Genomic DNA, 14,722 nt, shown 5'->3' with positions numbered 1-14,722 from the left:
GTCCGAGAGGCAAAAAGAATGTTGTTATCTGAGCAGTGCTACAAAAAAATCGATCGCGAGCTGGCGAAATATCCAGACGATCAGCGCCAATCGGCCGTGATGGCTGCGCTGGCGCACGCCCAGGTTGAACTGGGCTGGGTCTCGCCTGAAACCATGCAGGAACTGGCTGACTACATCCGCATGCCGGCTATCGCCGTGCAGGAAGTCGCCACTTTCTACAATATGTACAACCTGAAGCCAGTTGGTAAGCACAAGATCACCGTGTGCACCAACCTGCCTTGCGCCCTGTCGGGCGGCGAGCGCGCGGCGCACCACCTGAAACAGAAGCTGGGCATCGACTACCGTGACACCACGGAAGACGGCGAGTTCACGCTGATGGAAGGCGAGTGCATGGGCGCCTGCGGCGACGCACCGGTGCTGCTGGTGAATAACCACCGCATGTGCAGCTTCATGACCAACGATAAAATTGACTCCCTGGTGGAGGAACTGAAGAAATGACGTCACTCCACGACCGACACATTGATCCAGTCATCCTGGCCGGCCTGAATGGCGATAACTGGCACCTGGAAGACTACGTCAAGCGCGGTGGCTACAGCGCGCTGCGCCGTATCATCGAAGAAAAAATCACCCCGGAACAAATCATCGCCGACCTGAAAGCGTCGTCGCTGCGCGGCCGTGGTGGCGCAGGTTTCCCTACCGGCCTGAAGTGGAGCTTCATGCCACGCCAGTTCCCGGGCCAGAAATATCTGGTATGTAACTCAGATGAGGGCGAACCGGGCACTTTCAAGGACCGCGACATCCTGCGCTACAACCCGCACGCGCTGATCGAAGGCATGGCCATTGGCGCTTACGCGATGGGCATCACCGTCGGCTACAACTACATCCACGGCGAGATCTTCGAGGTGTACACCCGCTTTGAAGAAGCGCTGGAAGAGGCACGTGCTGCCGGCTTCCTGGGCGACAAGATCATGGGCAGCGAGTTCAGCTTCCAGCTGCACGCGCACCACGGCTATGGCGCCTACATCTGCGGCGAAGAAACTGCGCTGCTGGAATCGCTGGAAGGCAAAAAAGGCCAGCCACGCTTCAAGCCGCCGTTCCCTGCGTCGTTCGGCCTGTACGGCAAGCCGACCACCATCAACAACACCGAGACCTTCGCCGCGGTCCCGTTCATCCTGAACATGGGCCCGGAGAAGTACCTGGCGATTGGCCGTCCGAACAACGGCGGCTCGAAGATCTTCTCGATCTCGGGCGACGTTGAACGTCCGGGCAACTACGAAGTCCCGCTGGGCACCCCGTTTGCCAAACTGCTGGAACTGGCAGGCGGCATGCGTGGCGGTAAAAAGATCAAGGCAGTCATCCCTGGCGGTTCGTCCGCTCCAGTGGTGCGCGGCGAGATCATGATGCAAACCGACCTCGACTACGATTCGATCGCGAAAGCCGGTTCGATGCTGGGTTCGGGCGCGGTCATCGTCATGGACGAGACCCGCTGCATGGTCAAGGCGATGGAACGCCTGGCGTACTTCTACTTTGAAGAGTCGTGCGGCCAGTGCACCCCATGCCGCGAAGGCACCGGTTGGATGTACCGCATGATCCACCGCATCGAAAACGGTCAAGGCCGCAAGTCGGACCTGGACGTGCTGAACTCGATCTGCGACAACATCCAGGGCCGCACGATTTGCGCGCTGGGCGACGCGGCAGCAATGCCTATGCGTGCGTTCATCAAGCAATTCCGCGAAGAATTTGAACACCATATCGAGCACAAGCAATGCTGCGTGCCCGCATATATCTAAGCTGCGTCAGGTAACGATCATCATGGTTGAAATCGAAATAGACGGCAAAAAAGTCGAAGTCCCTGCTGGTAGCATGGTGATGGACGCCGCCAACAAATTGGGAACCTACATTCCGCACTTCTGCTATCACAAGAAATTGTCGATCGCAGCTAACTGCCGTATGTGCCTCGTCGAAGTGGAAAAGGCGCCTAAGCCTTTGCCAGCATGCGCCACGCCGGTATCGGCAGGCATGATTGTGCGCTCCGCTTCCGACAAGGCAGTGCAGGCACAGAAGTCGGTGATGGAATTCCTGCTGATTAACCACCCGCTGGACTGCCCGATCTGCGATCAGGGCGGCGAGTGCCAGCTGCAGGATTTGGCAGTCGGCTACGGCAAGGGCGATTCGCGCTACGAAGAAGACAAGCGCGTGGTGGCTCCTAAGGACGCCGGCCCGCTGGTCTCGATGCAGGAGATGGCCCGCTGCATCCAGTGCACCCGTTGCGTACGTTTCGGCCAGGAAGTGGCCGGCGTGATGGAGCTGGGCATGATCGGCCGTGGCGAACACTCGGAAATCACCGCGTTCGTCGGCCAGACCGTGAACTCGGAAATGTCCGGCAACATGATCGACCTGTGCCCGGTTGGCGCACTGACGTCGAAGCCATTCCGTTACAGCGCCCGTTCGTGGGAACTGTCGCGTCGTAAATCGGTCTCGCCGCACGACGGCCTGGGCGCCAACCTGATCGTTCAGGTCAAGGGCGGCAAGGTCAAGCGCGTGCTGCCGCTGGAAAACGACGCCGTCAACGAATGCTGGATTTCCGACAAGGACCGCTTCTCGTACGAAGGCCTGGACACCGCTGACCGTCTGACCCAGCCGATGCTGAAGCAGGGCGGCGAGTGGAAAGAAGTCGATTGGCAGACCGCGCTGGAATACGTGGCGCACGGCCTGAAGAACATCAAGCACGAACACGGCGCCAACGCGCTGGCATCGGTCGCTACCCAGCACTCGACGCTGGAAGAGCTGCACCTGCTGCAAAAGCTGACCCGTGCTATGGGTTCGGACAGCGTGGACACCCGCCTGCGTCAAAGCGATTTCTCGCTGGACGTGACCCCTTGGCTGGGCATGTCGATCACCGAATTCGGCGCGCTGAACCGCGCCTTCGTGATCGGCTCGTTCCTGCGCAAGGATCACCCGCTGCTGGCCACCCGTCTGCGTACCGCAGTGAAGGGCGGCGCCAAGCTGTCGATCCTGCACGCAGCCGACGACGACCTGCTGATGAACGTCGCCAACAAGATGATCGTTGCTCCGTCGGAGTGGCTGTCGGCGCTGTCGCAAGTTGTGGCCGCTGTGGCGAAAGCCAAAGAGATCGCAGCACCAGCCGGCTTCGAAGGCGTACAAGCTTCGGACGCGGCTACCGCGATCGCCGCTTCGCTGCTGTCGGGCGAAAACAAAGCCGTCTTCCTGGGCAACGCTGCCACCCAGCACCCACAAGCTGCCGCGCTGCACGCAGCCGCACAGTGGATCGCTGAACAGACCGGCGCCAAGCTGGGCTACCTGACCGAAGCAGCCAACACCGTTGGTTCCTACATCGTCAACGCCAACGCCGGCAAGGCAGCTGCCTTCACCGAGCCGAAGCAAGCCTACCTGCTGCTGAACGCCGAACCGGAACTGGACGCGTACAACCCGCAAGCTGCCGTCGCCGCGCTGAAAAAAGCCGAGATGGTAGTTGTGATGTCCGCTTACAAACACGGTCTGGACTACGCCGACGTGCTGCTGCCGGTATCGCCATTCAGCGAAACCTCGGGCACCTTCGTCAACTGCGAAGGCCGCGCGCAAAGCTTCAACGGCACCGTCAAGCCGCTGCTGGAAACCCGTCCTGCGTGGAAAGTGCTGCGCGTACTGGGCAACGTACTGGGCCTGTCGGGCTTCGACTACGACACCTCGGAAGCGATCCGCGACGAAGTGCTGGGCGCCGGCGTGACCGACGTGTCGGCCAAGCTGAACAACGTCAGCAAAGTAGCGCTGGTAGCCGCTACTGCGGCTTCTACCGGTCCTGAGCGTATCGCTGATGTACCGATCTACTTCGCCGACGCCGTGGTGCGCCGCGCCGAGTCGCTGCAAAAGATGGCCGATGCGGCTGCGCCCCAAGCGCACCTGTCGAGCGCACTGGCGCAGCAGCTGGGTGTTGCCGCTGGCGACAAGGTCAAAGTAACGCAAGGTTCCGGCAGCGCGATCCTGGTCGCCGCTGTGGACGCCAAGCTGCCAGCCAACGCCGTGCGCGTGGCCGCTGCTCACGCATCGACCGCAGTACTGGGCGGCATGTTCGGTTCCATCACCGTTGAAAAAGCAGGAGAGGTGAAATAATGGCTCTGCCTGAATTCGTCACTACTATCAATGCCACCGGCGCGGAAGCGCTGGGGCAGTACTGGCCGCTGGCCTGGGCCCTGATCCGCATCGTCGTGGTGCTGCTGCCGCTGATGGGTCTGGTTGCTTACCTGACCCTGTGGGAACGTAAGTTCATCGGCTGGATCCAGATCCGCGTGGGTCCTAACCGTGTGGGCCCGATGGGCCTGCTGCAGCCGATCGCCGACGCGCTGAAACTGCTGTTCAAAGAGATCATCACCCCGGCCAAGTCGAATCCCGGCCTGTTCGTGATCGGTCCGATCATGACCATCATGCCGGCACTGGCGTGCTGGTCGGTGGTGCCGTTCGGTCCGGAAGCCGTGCTGGCCAACGTGAACGCCGGCCTGCTGCTGCTGATGGCCATCACCTCGATGGAAGTCTACGGCATCATCATCGCCGGCTGGGCGTCGAACTCGAAGTACTCGTTCATGGGCGCGATGCGCGCTTCGGCACAGATGATTTCCTACGAAATCGCGATGGGCTTCGTGCTGGTCGTGGTGCTGATGGTGTCCGGTTCGCTGAACTTCATCGACATCGTGCAAGGCCAGCAGAAGGGCATGGGCGCAGACCACGGCCTGAACTTCCTGTCGTGGAACTTCATCCCGCTGCTGCCGCTGTTCGTGGTCTACCTGACCTCCGGCCTGGCAGAGTGCAACCGTCACCCGTTCGACGTGGTCGAGGGTGAATCCGAGATCGTTGCCGGTCACATGGTTGAATACTCGGGCATGGCCTACGCCATGTTCATGCTGGCCGAATACGCCAACATGATCCTGATCGCAGTCCTGGGCGCCATCATGTTCCTGGGCGGCTGGTCGGCTCCATTTGCCTTCCTGGAATTCTGGGGTGGTTTCGGCGGCTTCTTCTGGTTGTTCGCGAAAGCGTTCTTCCTGGTGTCCGTGTTTATCTGGGTGCGTGGTACTTTCCCTCGCTACCGTTACGACCAGATTATGCGTCTGGGCTGGAAAGTCTTTATCCCGCTGACGCTGGTGTATCTGGTGATCGTCGCAGGCTGGATGCAGACCTCCTGGAATATCTGGAAGTAAGGAATAGAGATTATGGAACGATTAAAAGATTTCGTCGGCAGCTTCATGCTGACCGAGCTGATCAAAGGGATGGCGCTGACGGGCAAGTACATGTTCTCGCGCAAGATCACCGTGCAGTACCCGGAAGAGAAGACCCCGATGTCGCCTCGCTTCCGCGGCCTGCACGCGCTGCGCCGCTACCCGAATGGCGAAGAGCGTTGCATCGCCTGCAAACTGTGCGAAGCGGTGTGCCCGGCGATGGCCATCACCATCGAATCGGAACAGCGTGATGACGGCTCGCGCCGCACCACCCGTTACGACATCGACCTGACCAAGTGCATCTTCTGCGGTTTCTGCGAAGAGTCGTGCCCGGTTGATTCGATCGTTGAAACGCACGTGCTGGAATACCACGGCGAGAAACGCGGCGATCTGTACTACACGAAAGAGATGCTGCTGGCCGTTGGCGATCGTTACGAGAACGATATCGCCGCAGCGCGCGAAGCGGACGCTCCATATCGCTGATGGAGGAGGGCGGCGCCGTACCGGCCGCCCTTATAGCGATCTGATCAACAAACTGTACGTCTCTTGGGTTAGTTATGGAATTTAAAACTATTTTGTTCTACGTCTTCGCGGCCATCATGGTATTGGCCTCGACGCGCGTAATTACGGCCCGTAATCCGGTGCACGCAGCACTGTTCCTGGTGCTGGCGTTCTTCAACGCCGCCGGCATCTGGATGCTGCTCGAGGCCGAGTTCCTGGCCATCGTGCTGGTGCTGGTCTACGTTGGCGCCGTGATGGTGCTGTTCCTGTTCGTGGTGATGATGCTCGACATCGACACCGACAAGCTGCGCGAAAACTTCTGGGGCTACCTGCCGGTCGCCTCGCTGGTTGGCGTGGTGATCGTGCTGGAAATGGCCGCCGTGCTGTGGCGCTCGTTCCTGTCGTTCGATCCGCGTCCTGCGGCCACCGCCAATATCGGCGGCACCAAGGAACTGGGCCTGCTGATCTACACCAAATACATCTACGGCTTTGAAATCGCCGCCGCCATCCTGCTGGTCGCGATTATTGCTGCTGTAGCGCTGACCCTGCGCAAGCGCAAGGACACCAAACACTTCGACCCAGCCGACGCCGTGCGCGTCAAACGGAATGACCGTCTGAAGATCGTGAAAATCGATCCGGTCACCACCCGTGGCCAGGCCGAAACTGAAGTTAAGGAGGCACCATGACTTTATCCCTGGCTCACTACCTCGTCCTGGGCGCGATCCTGTTCGCGATCTCGATCGTCGGTATTTTCCTGAACCGCAAGAACATCATCATCCTGCTGATGGCCATCGAACTGATGCTGCTGGCAGTGAACATGAACTTCATCGCGTTCTCGCATTACCTCGGTGATGCGGCAGGCCAAATCTTTGTCTTCTTTATCCTGACCGTCGCTGCTGCCGAATCGGCAATCGGCCTCGCGATCCTGGTGGTGCTGTTCCGTAATCTGGACACCATCAACGTAGAAGACCTGGATAGCCTGAAGGGCTAAGTTTTAACCTCCGAAAAATAACGATTAAGGTTCATCATGGCGGGTACACTTAACGCTAATCTCTTGCTAGCCGTTCCACTGGCGCCCCTCGCGGGCGCAGCAGTGGCCGGCCTGCTGGGAACTAAATTCTTCGGCAACGTGGTCGGTCGCAAGACCGCGACTGCGGCGACCATCCTGGGCGTGCTGGTAGCATTCATCATCTCGGCGTTCACGCTGAATGATGTCATCAACGGCGCAGGCTTCAACGGCACCATCTACAACTGGATGACCGTGGCCGGCATGAAAATGGAAGTCGGCTTCCAGATCGATTCGCTGTCGGCGATGATGATGTGCGTGGTGACCTTCGTGTCGCTGATGGTGCACATCTACACCATCGGCTACATGGCGGAAGACGAAGGCTACAACCGCTTCTTCTCGTACATCTCGCTGTTCACCTTCTCCATGCTGATGCTGGTGATGTCGAACAACTTCCTGCAACTGTTCTTCGGCTGGGAAGCCGTGGGCCTGGTGTCCTACCTGCTGATCGGCTTCTGGTACACCCGTCCGACCGCCATCTTCGCCAACATGAAGGCCTTCCTGGTCAACCGTGTGGGTGACTTCGGCTTCATCCTGGGTATCGGCCTGCTGCTGGCTTACGCCGGTTCGATGAACTACCAGGAAGTGTTTGCCAAGCGCGAAGCGCTGGCTCTGCTGACCCTGCCGGGCACCGACTGGATGCTGCTGAGCGTTGCCTGTATCTGCCTGTTCATCGGCGCGATGGGTAAGTCGGCACAGTTCCCGCTGCACGTATGGCTGCCTGACTCGATGGAAGGCCCAACCCCGATTTCGGCGCTGATCCACGCCGCGACGATGGTTACCGCCGGCATCTTCATGGTGTCGCGCATGTCGCCGCTGTTCGAACTGTCGGACACCGCGCTGTCGTTCATCATCGTGATCGGCTCGATTACCGCGCTGTTCATGGGCTTCCTGGGCATCATCCAGAACGACATCAAACGCGTTGTGGCTTACTCGACCCTGTCGCAGCTGGGCTACATGACCGTGGCGCTGGGTTGCTCGGCTTACTCGGTGGCCGTGTTCCACCTGATGACCCACGCGTTCTTCAAGGCACTGCTGTTCCTGGGCGCCGGTTCGGTCATCATCGGTATGCACCACGATCAGGACATCCGCAACATGGGTGGCCTGCGCAAGTACATGCCTATCACCTGGATCACCTCGCTGCTGGGCTCGCTGGCTCTGATCGGTACCCCGTTCTTCTCGGGCTTCTACTCGAAAGATTCGATTATTGAGGCTGTCGCTGAGACGCATATCGCTGGTGCGGGCTTTGCACACTTTGCTGTGCTGGCTGGTGTGTTTGTTACCGCGTTCTACTCGTTCCGTATGTACTTCCTGGTCTTCCACGGTGAAGAGCGCTTCGGCAAGGCTCACGCACACGATGACCACCATGCTGCCGCTGCGCACGACGACCACGGTCACGATGACCACGGCCACGACGAAGACCACGACGACCACGCCCACCACGGCCTGGAGCCTGGCCAGAAACCGCACGAATCGCCATTCGTGGTCTGGTTCCCGCTGGTTGCGCTGGCGATCCCGTCGGTCATCATCGGTGCCCTGGCGATCGGTCCTATGCTGTTCGGCGACTTCTTCAAAGGCGTGATCTTTGTTGGTGAAAACCACCATGCAATGGAAGAACTGGCACACGAGTTCCACGGTCCGGTAGCAATGGCCATCCACTCGCTGACTTCGCTGCCGCTGTGGCTGGCGATCCTGGGCGTGGCGTCGTCGTACTACTGCTACATGATCAACCCGCGCGTACCTGCCTGGTTCTACGACAAGTTCAAGTTCCTGCACACCCTGCTGGACAACAAGTACTACATGGACAAGTTCAACGAAGCGGTGTTCGCAGGCGGTGCACGCGTGCTGGGCAATGGCTTGTGGAACGTTGGCGACAAGACCCTGATCGACGGCCTGCTGGTCAACGGCAGCGCCAAACTGGTTGGCTGGTTCTCGACGCTGACCCGCCTGGCGCAGACTGGTTACATCTACCACTATGCGTTCGTCATGATCCTCGGCATTCTGGGGTTCCTGGTCTACTTCCTGCCGTTTTGGCACGCTTAATTAGCTGATACGCAAAGAGATAACGATAACCATGATGCAGTCCACCATATCTACTCTACCTCCGTACCTGAGCCTGGCGATCTGGCTCCCGATTATCTTCGGCCTGATCGTCCTTGCAGTAGGTCGTGACAGCAACGCGGGCTTCACCCGCGTGCTGACCCTGATCGGCTCGATCGTCAGCTTCGGCGCGACGATCCCGCTGATCACCAACTTTGACAATGCCGCCCACGGCATGCAGTTCGTCGAGAAAGCGCCGTGGATCGAGCGCTTCAATATCTGGTACTCGCTGGGTATCGACGGCCTGTCGCTGTGGTTCGTGCCGCTGACCGCCTTCATCACCATCATCGTGGTGATCTCGGCCTGGGAAGTGATCCAGAAGCGCGTCGCCCAGTACATGGGCGCGTTCCTGATCCTGTCGGGCATCATGATCGGCGTGTTCACCGCGACCGACGGCCTGCTGTTCTACTTCTTCTTCGAAGCGACCCTGATCCCGATGTACATCATCATCGGTATCTGGGGCGGCGAGAACCGCGTGTATGCGTCGTTCAAGTTCTTCCTGTACACCTTCTTCGGCTCGCTGCTGACGCTGGTTGCCATCGTCTACCTGTACAACGTGACCGGTAGCTGGGACATCCTGCACTGGCACAAAACGCCGCTGACGATGAAAGAGCAGATCTTCATCTTCCTGGCCTTCTTCATGGCGTTTGCCGTGAAAGTGCCGATGTTCCCGGTCCACACCTGGCTGCCGGACGTCCACGTGGAAGCGCCGACCGGCGGTTCCGCCGTGCTGGCCGCGATCATGCTGAAACTGGGCGCGTACGGGTTCATCCGTTTCTCGCTGCCGATCACCCCGGACGCTTCGCACTACCTGTCGGGCTTCGTGATTACCCTGTCGCTGATCGCCGTGATCTACGTCGGCCTGGTGGCACTGGTACAGAAAGACATGAAAAAGCTGGTCGCCTATTCGTCGATCGCGCACATGGGCTTCGTGACCCTCGGCTTCTTCGTGTTCAACAACATGGCAGTGCAGGGCGCCATCATGCAAATGATTTCGCACGGCTTCGTGTCGGGCGCGATGTTCCTGTGCATCGGCGTGCTGTACGACCAGGCGCACTCGCGCCAGATCGCCGACTACGGTGGTGTGGTCAACAAGATGCCTAAGTTTGCCGCCTTCTTCATCCTGTTCTCGATGGCCAACTGCGGCCTGCCAGCGACCTCCGGTTTCGTTGGCGAGTTCATGGTGATCCTGGGCGCCACCCAGTACAACTTCTGGATCGGCCTGCTGGCAGCAACGGCACTGATCTTCGGTGCAGCGTACTCGCTGTGGATGGCCAAGCGCGTCATCTTCGGCAAAGTGGCCAACCACCACGTGGCTGAGCTGGTCGACCTGAACGGTCGCGAGTTCTTCATGCTGGGCATCCTGGCGGTCGCTACGCTGTACATGGGTCTGTATCCAGCGCCATTCACCGACACGATGCAAACCGCAGTCGCTGACCTGCTGGCGCACGTTGCACACAGCAAGCTGCCTTAAGTAGAACGGAAACACATAAATGACTACACCTATTCCACAAGAGGCGATCAACCTGGTCCCGGCGTATGCCGAGGTCGCGGTGTTGATCGGCGCTTCCGCCATCCTGTTGATCGACATGTTCCTGTCCAAGGCGCAGCGGTCGATCACCTACGTGCTGTCCCTGCTGACCTTGCTGGTTTGCGCCGGCATCAGCTACGCCGACTTCGCTTCGGGCGCGACGACCTACACCTTCCACGGTATGTTCGTTGCCGACCCGATGGCCAACCTGCTGAAACTGTTCACCTACCTGACCGTAGGCATGACCCTGGTGTATTCGCGCCAGTACGCCGATGACCGTGGCATGCTGTCCGGTAACCTGGGCGGCGAGTTCTACGTGCTGGCGCTGTTCGCCATGCTGGGCCAGCTGATCATGATCTCGGGCTCGAACTTCCTGTCCATCTACCTGGGCGTGGAACTGATGTCGCTGTCGCTGTACGCACTGGTGGCCATGCGCCGCGATAACGTGCGTGCGACCGAAGCGGCGATGAAGTACTTCATCCTGGGCGCGCTGGCGTCGGGCTTCCTGCTGTATGGCATGTCGATGCTGTACGGCGCGACCGGCACGCTGGACATCCGTGGCGTTTCGGCTGCTGTTGCCGCCGGCACCATCAAACCGACCATCCTGGTATTCGGTATCGTGTTCCTGGTGGCTGGCCTGGCCTTCAAACTGGGCGCCGTGCCATTCCACATGTGGGTACCGGACGTCTACGACGGTTCGCCAACCGCCGTGACCCTGCTGCTGGGCGGCGCACCGAAGATCGCTACCTTCGCCATCTGCATCCGCCTGCTGGTGGAAGGCCTGCTGCCAATGGCATTCGACTGGCAGCAAATGCTGCTGGTGCTGGCAGTGCTGTCGCTGGCGATCGGTAACATCACCGCAATCGCGCAGACCAACATCAAGCGTATGCTGGCTTACTCGACCATCGCCCAAATCGGCTTCGTGCTGCTGGGCCTGCTGTCGGGCGTAGCCGGCACCACCGACCGCACCGGTATCGCCGCTGCCTACAGTGGCGCGATGTACTACGTGATCACCTACGTGCTGACCACCGTTGGCACCTTCGGCACCCTGATGCTGCTGTCGCGCGCCGGTTTCGACGCCGACAACATCAGCGACTTCAAGGGCCTGAGCAAGCGTAGCGGCTGGTTCGCGGTTGTGATGACCATCCTGCTGTTCTCGCTGGCCGGCGTGCCACCGATGATGGGCTTTGCCGCCAAGTTCGCCGTGCTGAACTCGGTGCTGGGCACCGGCCAGATCTGGCTGACCGTGTTCGCAGTGATGTTCTCGCTGATCGGCGCGTTCTACTACCTGCGCGTTATCAAGCACATCTGGTTCGACGAGCCTGAAGACAACGCGCCACTGGCCGCCTACGGCGACGTCAAGCTGGTCCTGAGCCTGAACGGCCTGGCCATCGTCGCACTGGGCGTGCTGCCTGGTCCGCTGTTGGCAGCTTGCCTGAACGCTATCAAGGTAACCCTCGCTACTTGATGGATACCTCCACCGCCGGCTGGCTGGTGATCGCGATTGCTATCGCGGCCGCCAACCTGCCGTTCTTCAACGACAAGGTATTCGCCGTGGTCGGCGCCAAATGGCAGCGCAAGCCGCTGGCCATCCGGCTGCTGGAAATGACGGCGCTGTACCTTGTCGTTGGCGCGGTTGGTTTCGCCCTTGAAGCCAACATCGGCGCTCGCTTCCCGCAGACGTGGGAGTTCTACGCGATTTCCGCCTGCACCTTCCTCGTACTCGGTTTCCCCGGTTTCATCGTCCGCTACCTGCGCAAGGCGCACGGCTGATACACTATCGTTCTTCAACGATGTGGAGCAGTGATGGACAATCTCAAAGAAACGCATATCGACGGTGAATTGGTCTATGAAGGCCATTTCCTCAAAGTCCAGCGCGACACAATCCAACTCCCGGACGGCAAGCGCACCGCGCGCGAATACATCCTGCACCCTGGTGCGGTGGTGATTTTGCCGCTGCTCGATGACGGCACGGTATTGATGGAGCGCCAGTATCGCTATCCGCTGCGCGATGTATTCATCGAATTCCCGGCCGGGAAAATCGACAAGGGTGAAGATCCGCTGGTCGCGGCCAAGCGCGAGCTGGAAGAAGAAACCGGCTACATCGGCGGCGAGTGGCAGTTCGTCACCAAGATCCACAACGCGATTGCGTATTCGGACGAGCACCTCGACCTGTACCTGGCGCGCGGCTTGAAAGCTGGTCCTTCGAAGCTGGACGAAGGCGAATTCCTGGAGACCTTCACCGCCACCATCGACGAACTGCTGGAATGGGTCCGCGTCGGCAAAATCACCGACGTGAAAACCATTATCGGCGTGTTCTGGCTCGACAAACTGCGCGCGGGCGACTGGAAGCTATGAAACTCGCTTTGACGCTCGTTGGCCTGCTCGCCGTTGGTGGCGCGCAGGCGGCGGAGCGCACGCCGTTCCAGATACGCTGCGAAGATTCGATCAGCAAGACCGTATCGGTATTGTCGTCGCAGCAGAACGGCTTCACCATCAACAACCAGTTGCCGTATCGCGCGCTGACCGTCAAAGCGGGCAGCATGGACAACCGCATGGAGACCTTGGGTCTGACCGTGACCAAGGGCATGTACAAGGTCAAGCTGGGTGGGGCGGTGCTGCAGGATGCGGCCAGCGGCTACGAATGCATCGCGCCGAAGGTGGACGTGTCGCTGAATTACTCGCCGGTGCTGATCTACGTTGGCAATGAATTCGCACCGGGCACTTGCGCGTATAAAGAGATCCTCGAGCACGAGCAGCGTCACCTGAAAGCCTACATGGACAATCTGGCGCGCGTGGAGAAAGTGGTGACCGATGCCTTGAACAAGCGCTTCGCCGGGCAGCCGATGTATGCGCCGTCCGGCACCGCCATGTCTGCGCTGGAGCATGAGATCAACGGCACGTGGTTCCCGTTCATCCAGGGCGAATTCGATAAGGGCAGGGCCGAACAGGCCAAGATCGACACGCCGGAAGAATATGCACGTTTGGGCAAGGCATGTAATGGCGAGATCGCGGACATCATCGCGAAACGCCGCAGATAAAGAGAACGATGAAGAAATATTTTGCACTGCTGCCAGCCGCCGGAGTCGGCGCGCGCATGGCGGCGAATGGACCGAAACAGTATTTGACCGTGGGCGGCAAGCCGATGCTGCGTCACGCAGTGGATGCATTCCGCGCCTCGCCGCTGGTGGCGCACACCTACGTTGTAGTCAGTCCGGAAGATGGCGTGATCGACTCCGTTCTGCCTCCGGATCTGGATGGTGTGACCGTCCTGCGCTGCGGCGGCGCCACCCGCATGGACTCCGTGCTGAACGGCCTGCGCGCGTTGGACGGCCAACTGGCGGATGGCGATATGGTGATGGTGCACGATGCAGCACGTCCCGGTCTGACGCCGTCGCTGATCGCGCGCCTGATTGACGGCGTGGGCGACGATACTGCCGGTGGCCTGCTGGCCTTGCCCGTGGTCGACACCATGAAGCGCAGCGCGCCGGGAACGGAAGGCGCCAGCGTCAGCGCGGCGACCGTGCCGCGCAACGGCCTGTGGTCGGCGCAGACGCCGCAGATGTTCAGCTACGCGCTGCTGCTGCGCGCGCTGGGCAGCGCGCCGGACGCCAACGCCATCACCGACGACGCCAGCGCCGTCGAAATGCTGGGCTACGCACCGCGCCTGATCGAAGGCCATCCACGGAATTTAAAAGTAACGCTGCCGGCGGACATCCGCATCGCCGAGATGTACCTGGCTAACAAGGAAGACTAACCATGAACAAACTCCCATTCCGCATCGGCCAGGGCTATGATTGCCACGCGCTGGTGGAGGGCCGCAAACTGATCATCGGCGGCGTCGACATCCCGCACCACCTCGGGCTGCTGGGCCACTCGGATGCCGACGTGCTGCTGCACGCCATCACCGACTCGATCCTTGGCGCGGCCGCGCTGGGCGACATCGGCAAACACTTCCCGGACACCGATCCCGAATTCAAAGGCGCGGATTCGCGCAAGCTGCTGCAGGAGGCGGCCAGGCGCGTAGTCGCTACCGGCTACAGCATCGGCAACGTGGACTGCACCATCATCGCCCAGCGTCCAAAGATGGCGCCGCACATCATGGCCATGCGTGCCAACATCGCGGAAGATCTGGGCGTGGACATCAGCCAGGTCAACGTCAAAGCCAAGACCAACGAAAAGCTGGGCTACCTCGGCCGCGAAGAAGGCATCGCCGCCGAATCGATCGCGTTGCTGATCGCCGCCTAATTCGGGGTCAGCTCTGTCATTTGGACACGCACGTGCAAGGTTTGA

Annotated in this window: 15 protein-coding genes; all 15 read left to right on the top strand. The window is 60.1% G+C overall.

The genetic code is table 11. The annotated features are described in order from the left end of the window. Positions 1 to 18: 18 nt before the first annotated feature. The 15 genes from nuoE to ispF all read left to right on the top strand — a co-directional run bounded on the left by nuoE (position 19) and on the right by ispF (position 14,677). Positions 19 to 498 (top strand): NADH-quinone oxidoreductase subunit NuoE, encoded by a 480-nt coding sequence (nuoE, locus tag BMZ70_RS10350; protein ID WP_092273294.1) that lies wholly within the window; start codon positions 19 to 21, stop codon positions 496 to 498. Further along, a complete protein-coding gene (gene nuoF / locus BMZ70_RS10345; RefSeq protein ID WP_092273291.1) occupies positions 495 to 1,790 on the top strand; it encodes an NADH-quinone oxidoreductase subunit NuoF in 1,296 nt (431 codons plus the stop codon). Before nuoE ends, nuoF begins: the two co-directional genes overlap by 4 nt. Before the next feature lie 22 nt (positions 1,791 to 1,812). Then, entirely contained in the window at positions 1,813 to 4,131 is a 2,319-nt protein-coding gene (gene nuoG / locus BMZ70_RS10340) for an NADH-quinone oxidoreductase subunit NuoG (protein ID WP_092273288.1), read from the top strand. Next, positions 4,131 to 5,213: an NADH-quinone oxidoreductase subunit NuoH gene (gene nuoH / locus BMZ70_RS10335; protein WP_092273285.1), complete on the top strand. Its 1,083-nt coding sequence runs from the start codon at positions 4,131 to 4,133 to the stop codon at positions 5,211 to 5,213. Before nuoG ends, nuoH begins: the two co-directional genes overlap by 1 nt. 12 nt (positions 5,214 to 5,225) lie before the next feature. Continuing rightward, positions 5,226 to 5,714, top strand: coding sequence for an NADH-quinone oxidoreductase subunit NuoI (gene nuoI / locus BMZ70_RS10330; protein ID WP_092273280.1), 489 nt, complete (start codon positions 5,226 to 5,228; stop codon positions 5,712 to 5,714). 74 nt (positions 5,715 to 5,788) lie between these two features. After that, complete coding sequence (locus BMZ70_RS10325) at positions 5,789 to 6,418, top strand: NADH-quinone oxidoreductase subunit J (protein ID WP_092273277.1); 630 nt, start codon at positions 5,789 to 5,791, stop codon at positions 6,416 to 6,418. Next, complete coding sequence (gene nuoK, locus BMZ70_RS10320) at positions 6,415 to 6,723, top strand: NADH-quinone oxidoreductase subunit NuoK (RefSeq protein ID WP_072780604.1); 309 nt, start codon at positions 6,415 to 6,417, stop codon at positions 6,721 to 6,723. Before BMZ70_RS10325 ends, nuoK begins: the two co-directional genes overlap by 4 nt. 36 nt (positions 6,724 to 6,759) lie before the next feature. Next, positions 6,760 to 8,841 (top strand): NADH-quinone oxidoreductase subunit L, encoded by a 2,082-nt coding sequence (gene nuoL, locus BMZ70_RS10315; RefSeq protein WP_092273274.1) that lies wholly within the window; start codon positions 6,760 to 6,762, stop codon positions 8,839 to 8,841. Positions 8,842 to 8,872: 31 nt separating this feature from the next. After that, positions 8,873 to 10,372 carry an NADH-quinone oxidoreductase subunit M gene (locus tag BMZ70_RS10310; RefSeq protein ID WP_092273271.1) on the top strand — a complete coding sequence of 500 codons (1,500 nt, stop codon included), beginning with the start codon at positions 8,873 to 8,875 and terminating at the stop codon, positions 10,370 to 10,372. A 19-nt stretch (positions 10,373 to 10,391) separates the two neighbouring features. Continuing rightward, positions 10,392 to 11,897: an NADH-quinone oxidoreductase subunit NuoN gene (nuoN, locus tag BMZ70_RS10305; RefSeq protein WP_092273268.1), complete on the top strand. Its 1,506-nt coding sequence runs from the start codon at positions 10,392 to 10,394 to the stop codon at positions 11,895 to 11,897. After that, on the top strand, positions 11,897 to 12,202 hold the full coding sequence (locus tag BMZ70_RS10300) for a DUF2818 family protein (RefSeq protein ID WP_092273265.1): 306 nt from the start codon (positions 11,897 to 11,899) through the stop codon (positions 12,200 to 12,202). Before nuoN ends, BMZ70_RS10300 begins: the two co-directional genes overlap by 1 nt. 33 nt (positions 12,203 to 12,235) lie before the next feature. Further along, positions 12,236 to 12,787 carry an NUDIX domain-containing protein gene (locus BMZ70_RS10295; protein ID WP_092273262.1) on the top strand — a complete coding sequence of 184 codons (552 nt, stop codon included), beginning with the start codon at positions 12,236 to 12,238 and terminating at the stop codon, positions 12,785 to 12,787. Continuing rightward, a complete protein-coding gene (locus BMZ70_RS10290; RefSeq protein ID WP_092273259.1) occupies positions 12,784 to 13,470 on the top strand; it encodes a hypothetical protein in 687 nt (228 codons plus the stop codon). The genes BMZ70_RS10295 and BMZ70_RS10290 overlap by 4 nt, the downstream gene beginning before the upstream one ends. Positions 13,471 to 13,478: 8 nt before the next feature. Next, positions 13,479 to 14,186, top strand: coding sequence for a 2-C-methyl-D-erythritol 4-phosphate cytidylyltransferase (ispD, locus tag BMZ70_RS10285; protein WP_092273256.1), 708 nt, complete (start codon positions 13,479 to 13,481; stop codon positions 14,184 to 14,186). A gap of 2 nt (positions 14,187 to 14,188) precedes the next feature. Continuing rightward, a complete protein-coding gene (ispF, locus tag BMZ70_RS10280; protein ID WP_092273252.1) occupies positions 14,189 to 14,677 on the top strand; it encodes a 2-C-methyl-D-erythritol 2,4-cyclodiphosphate synthase in 489 nt (162 codons plus the stop codon). Positions 14,678 to 14,722 lie beyond the last annotated feature (45 nt).

Origin of the sequence: Duganella sp. CF402 (assembly GCF_900109645.1) — a bacterium.
In the GTDB taxonomy this organism is placed as follows: Bacteria; Pseudomonadota; Gammaproteobacteria; order Burkholderiales; family Burkholderiaceae_D; genus Rugamonas.
The sequence above is the reverse complement of the archived record's forward strand: the minus strand, read 5'-3'. Positions and strand labels throughout refer to the sequence as shown.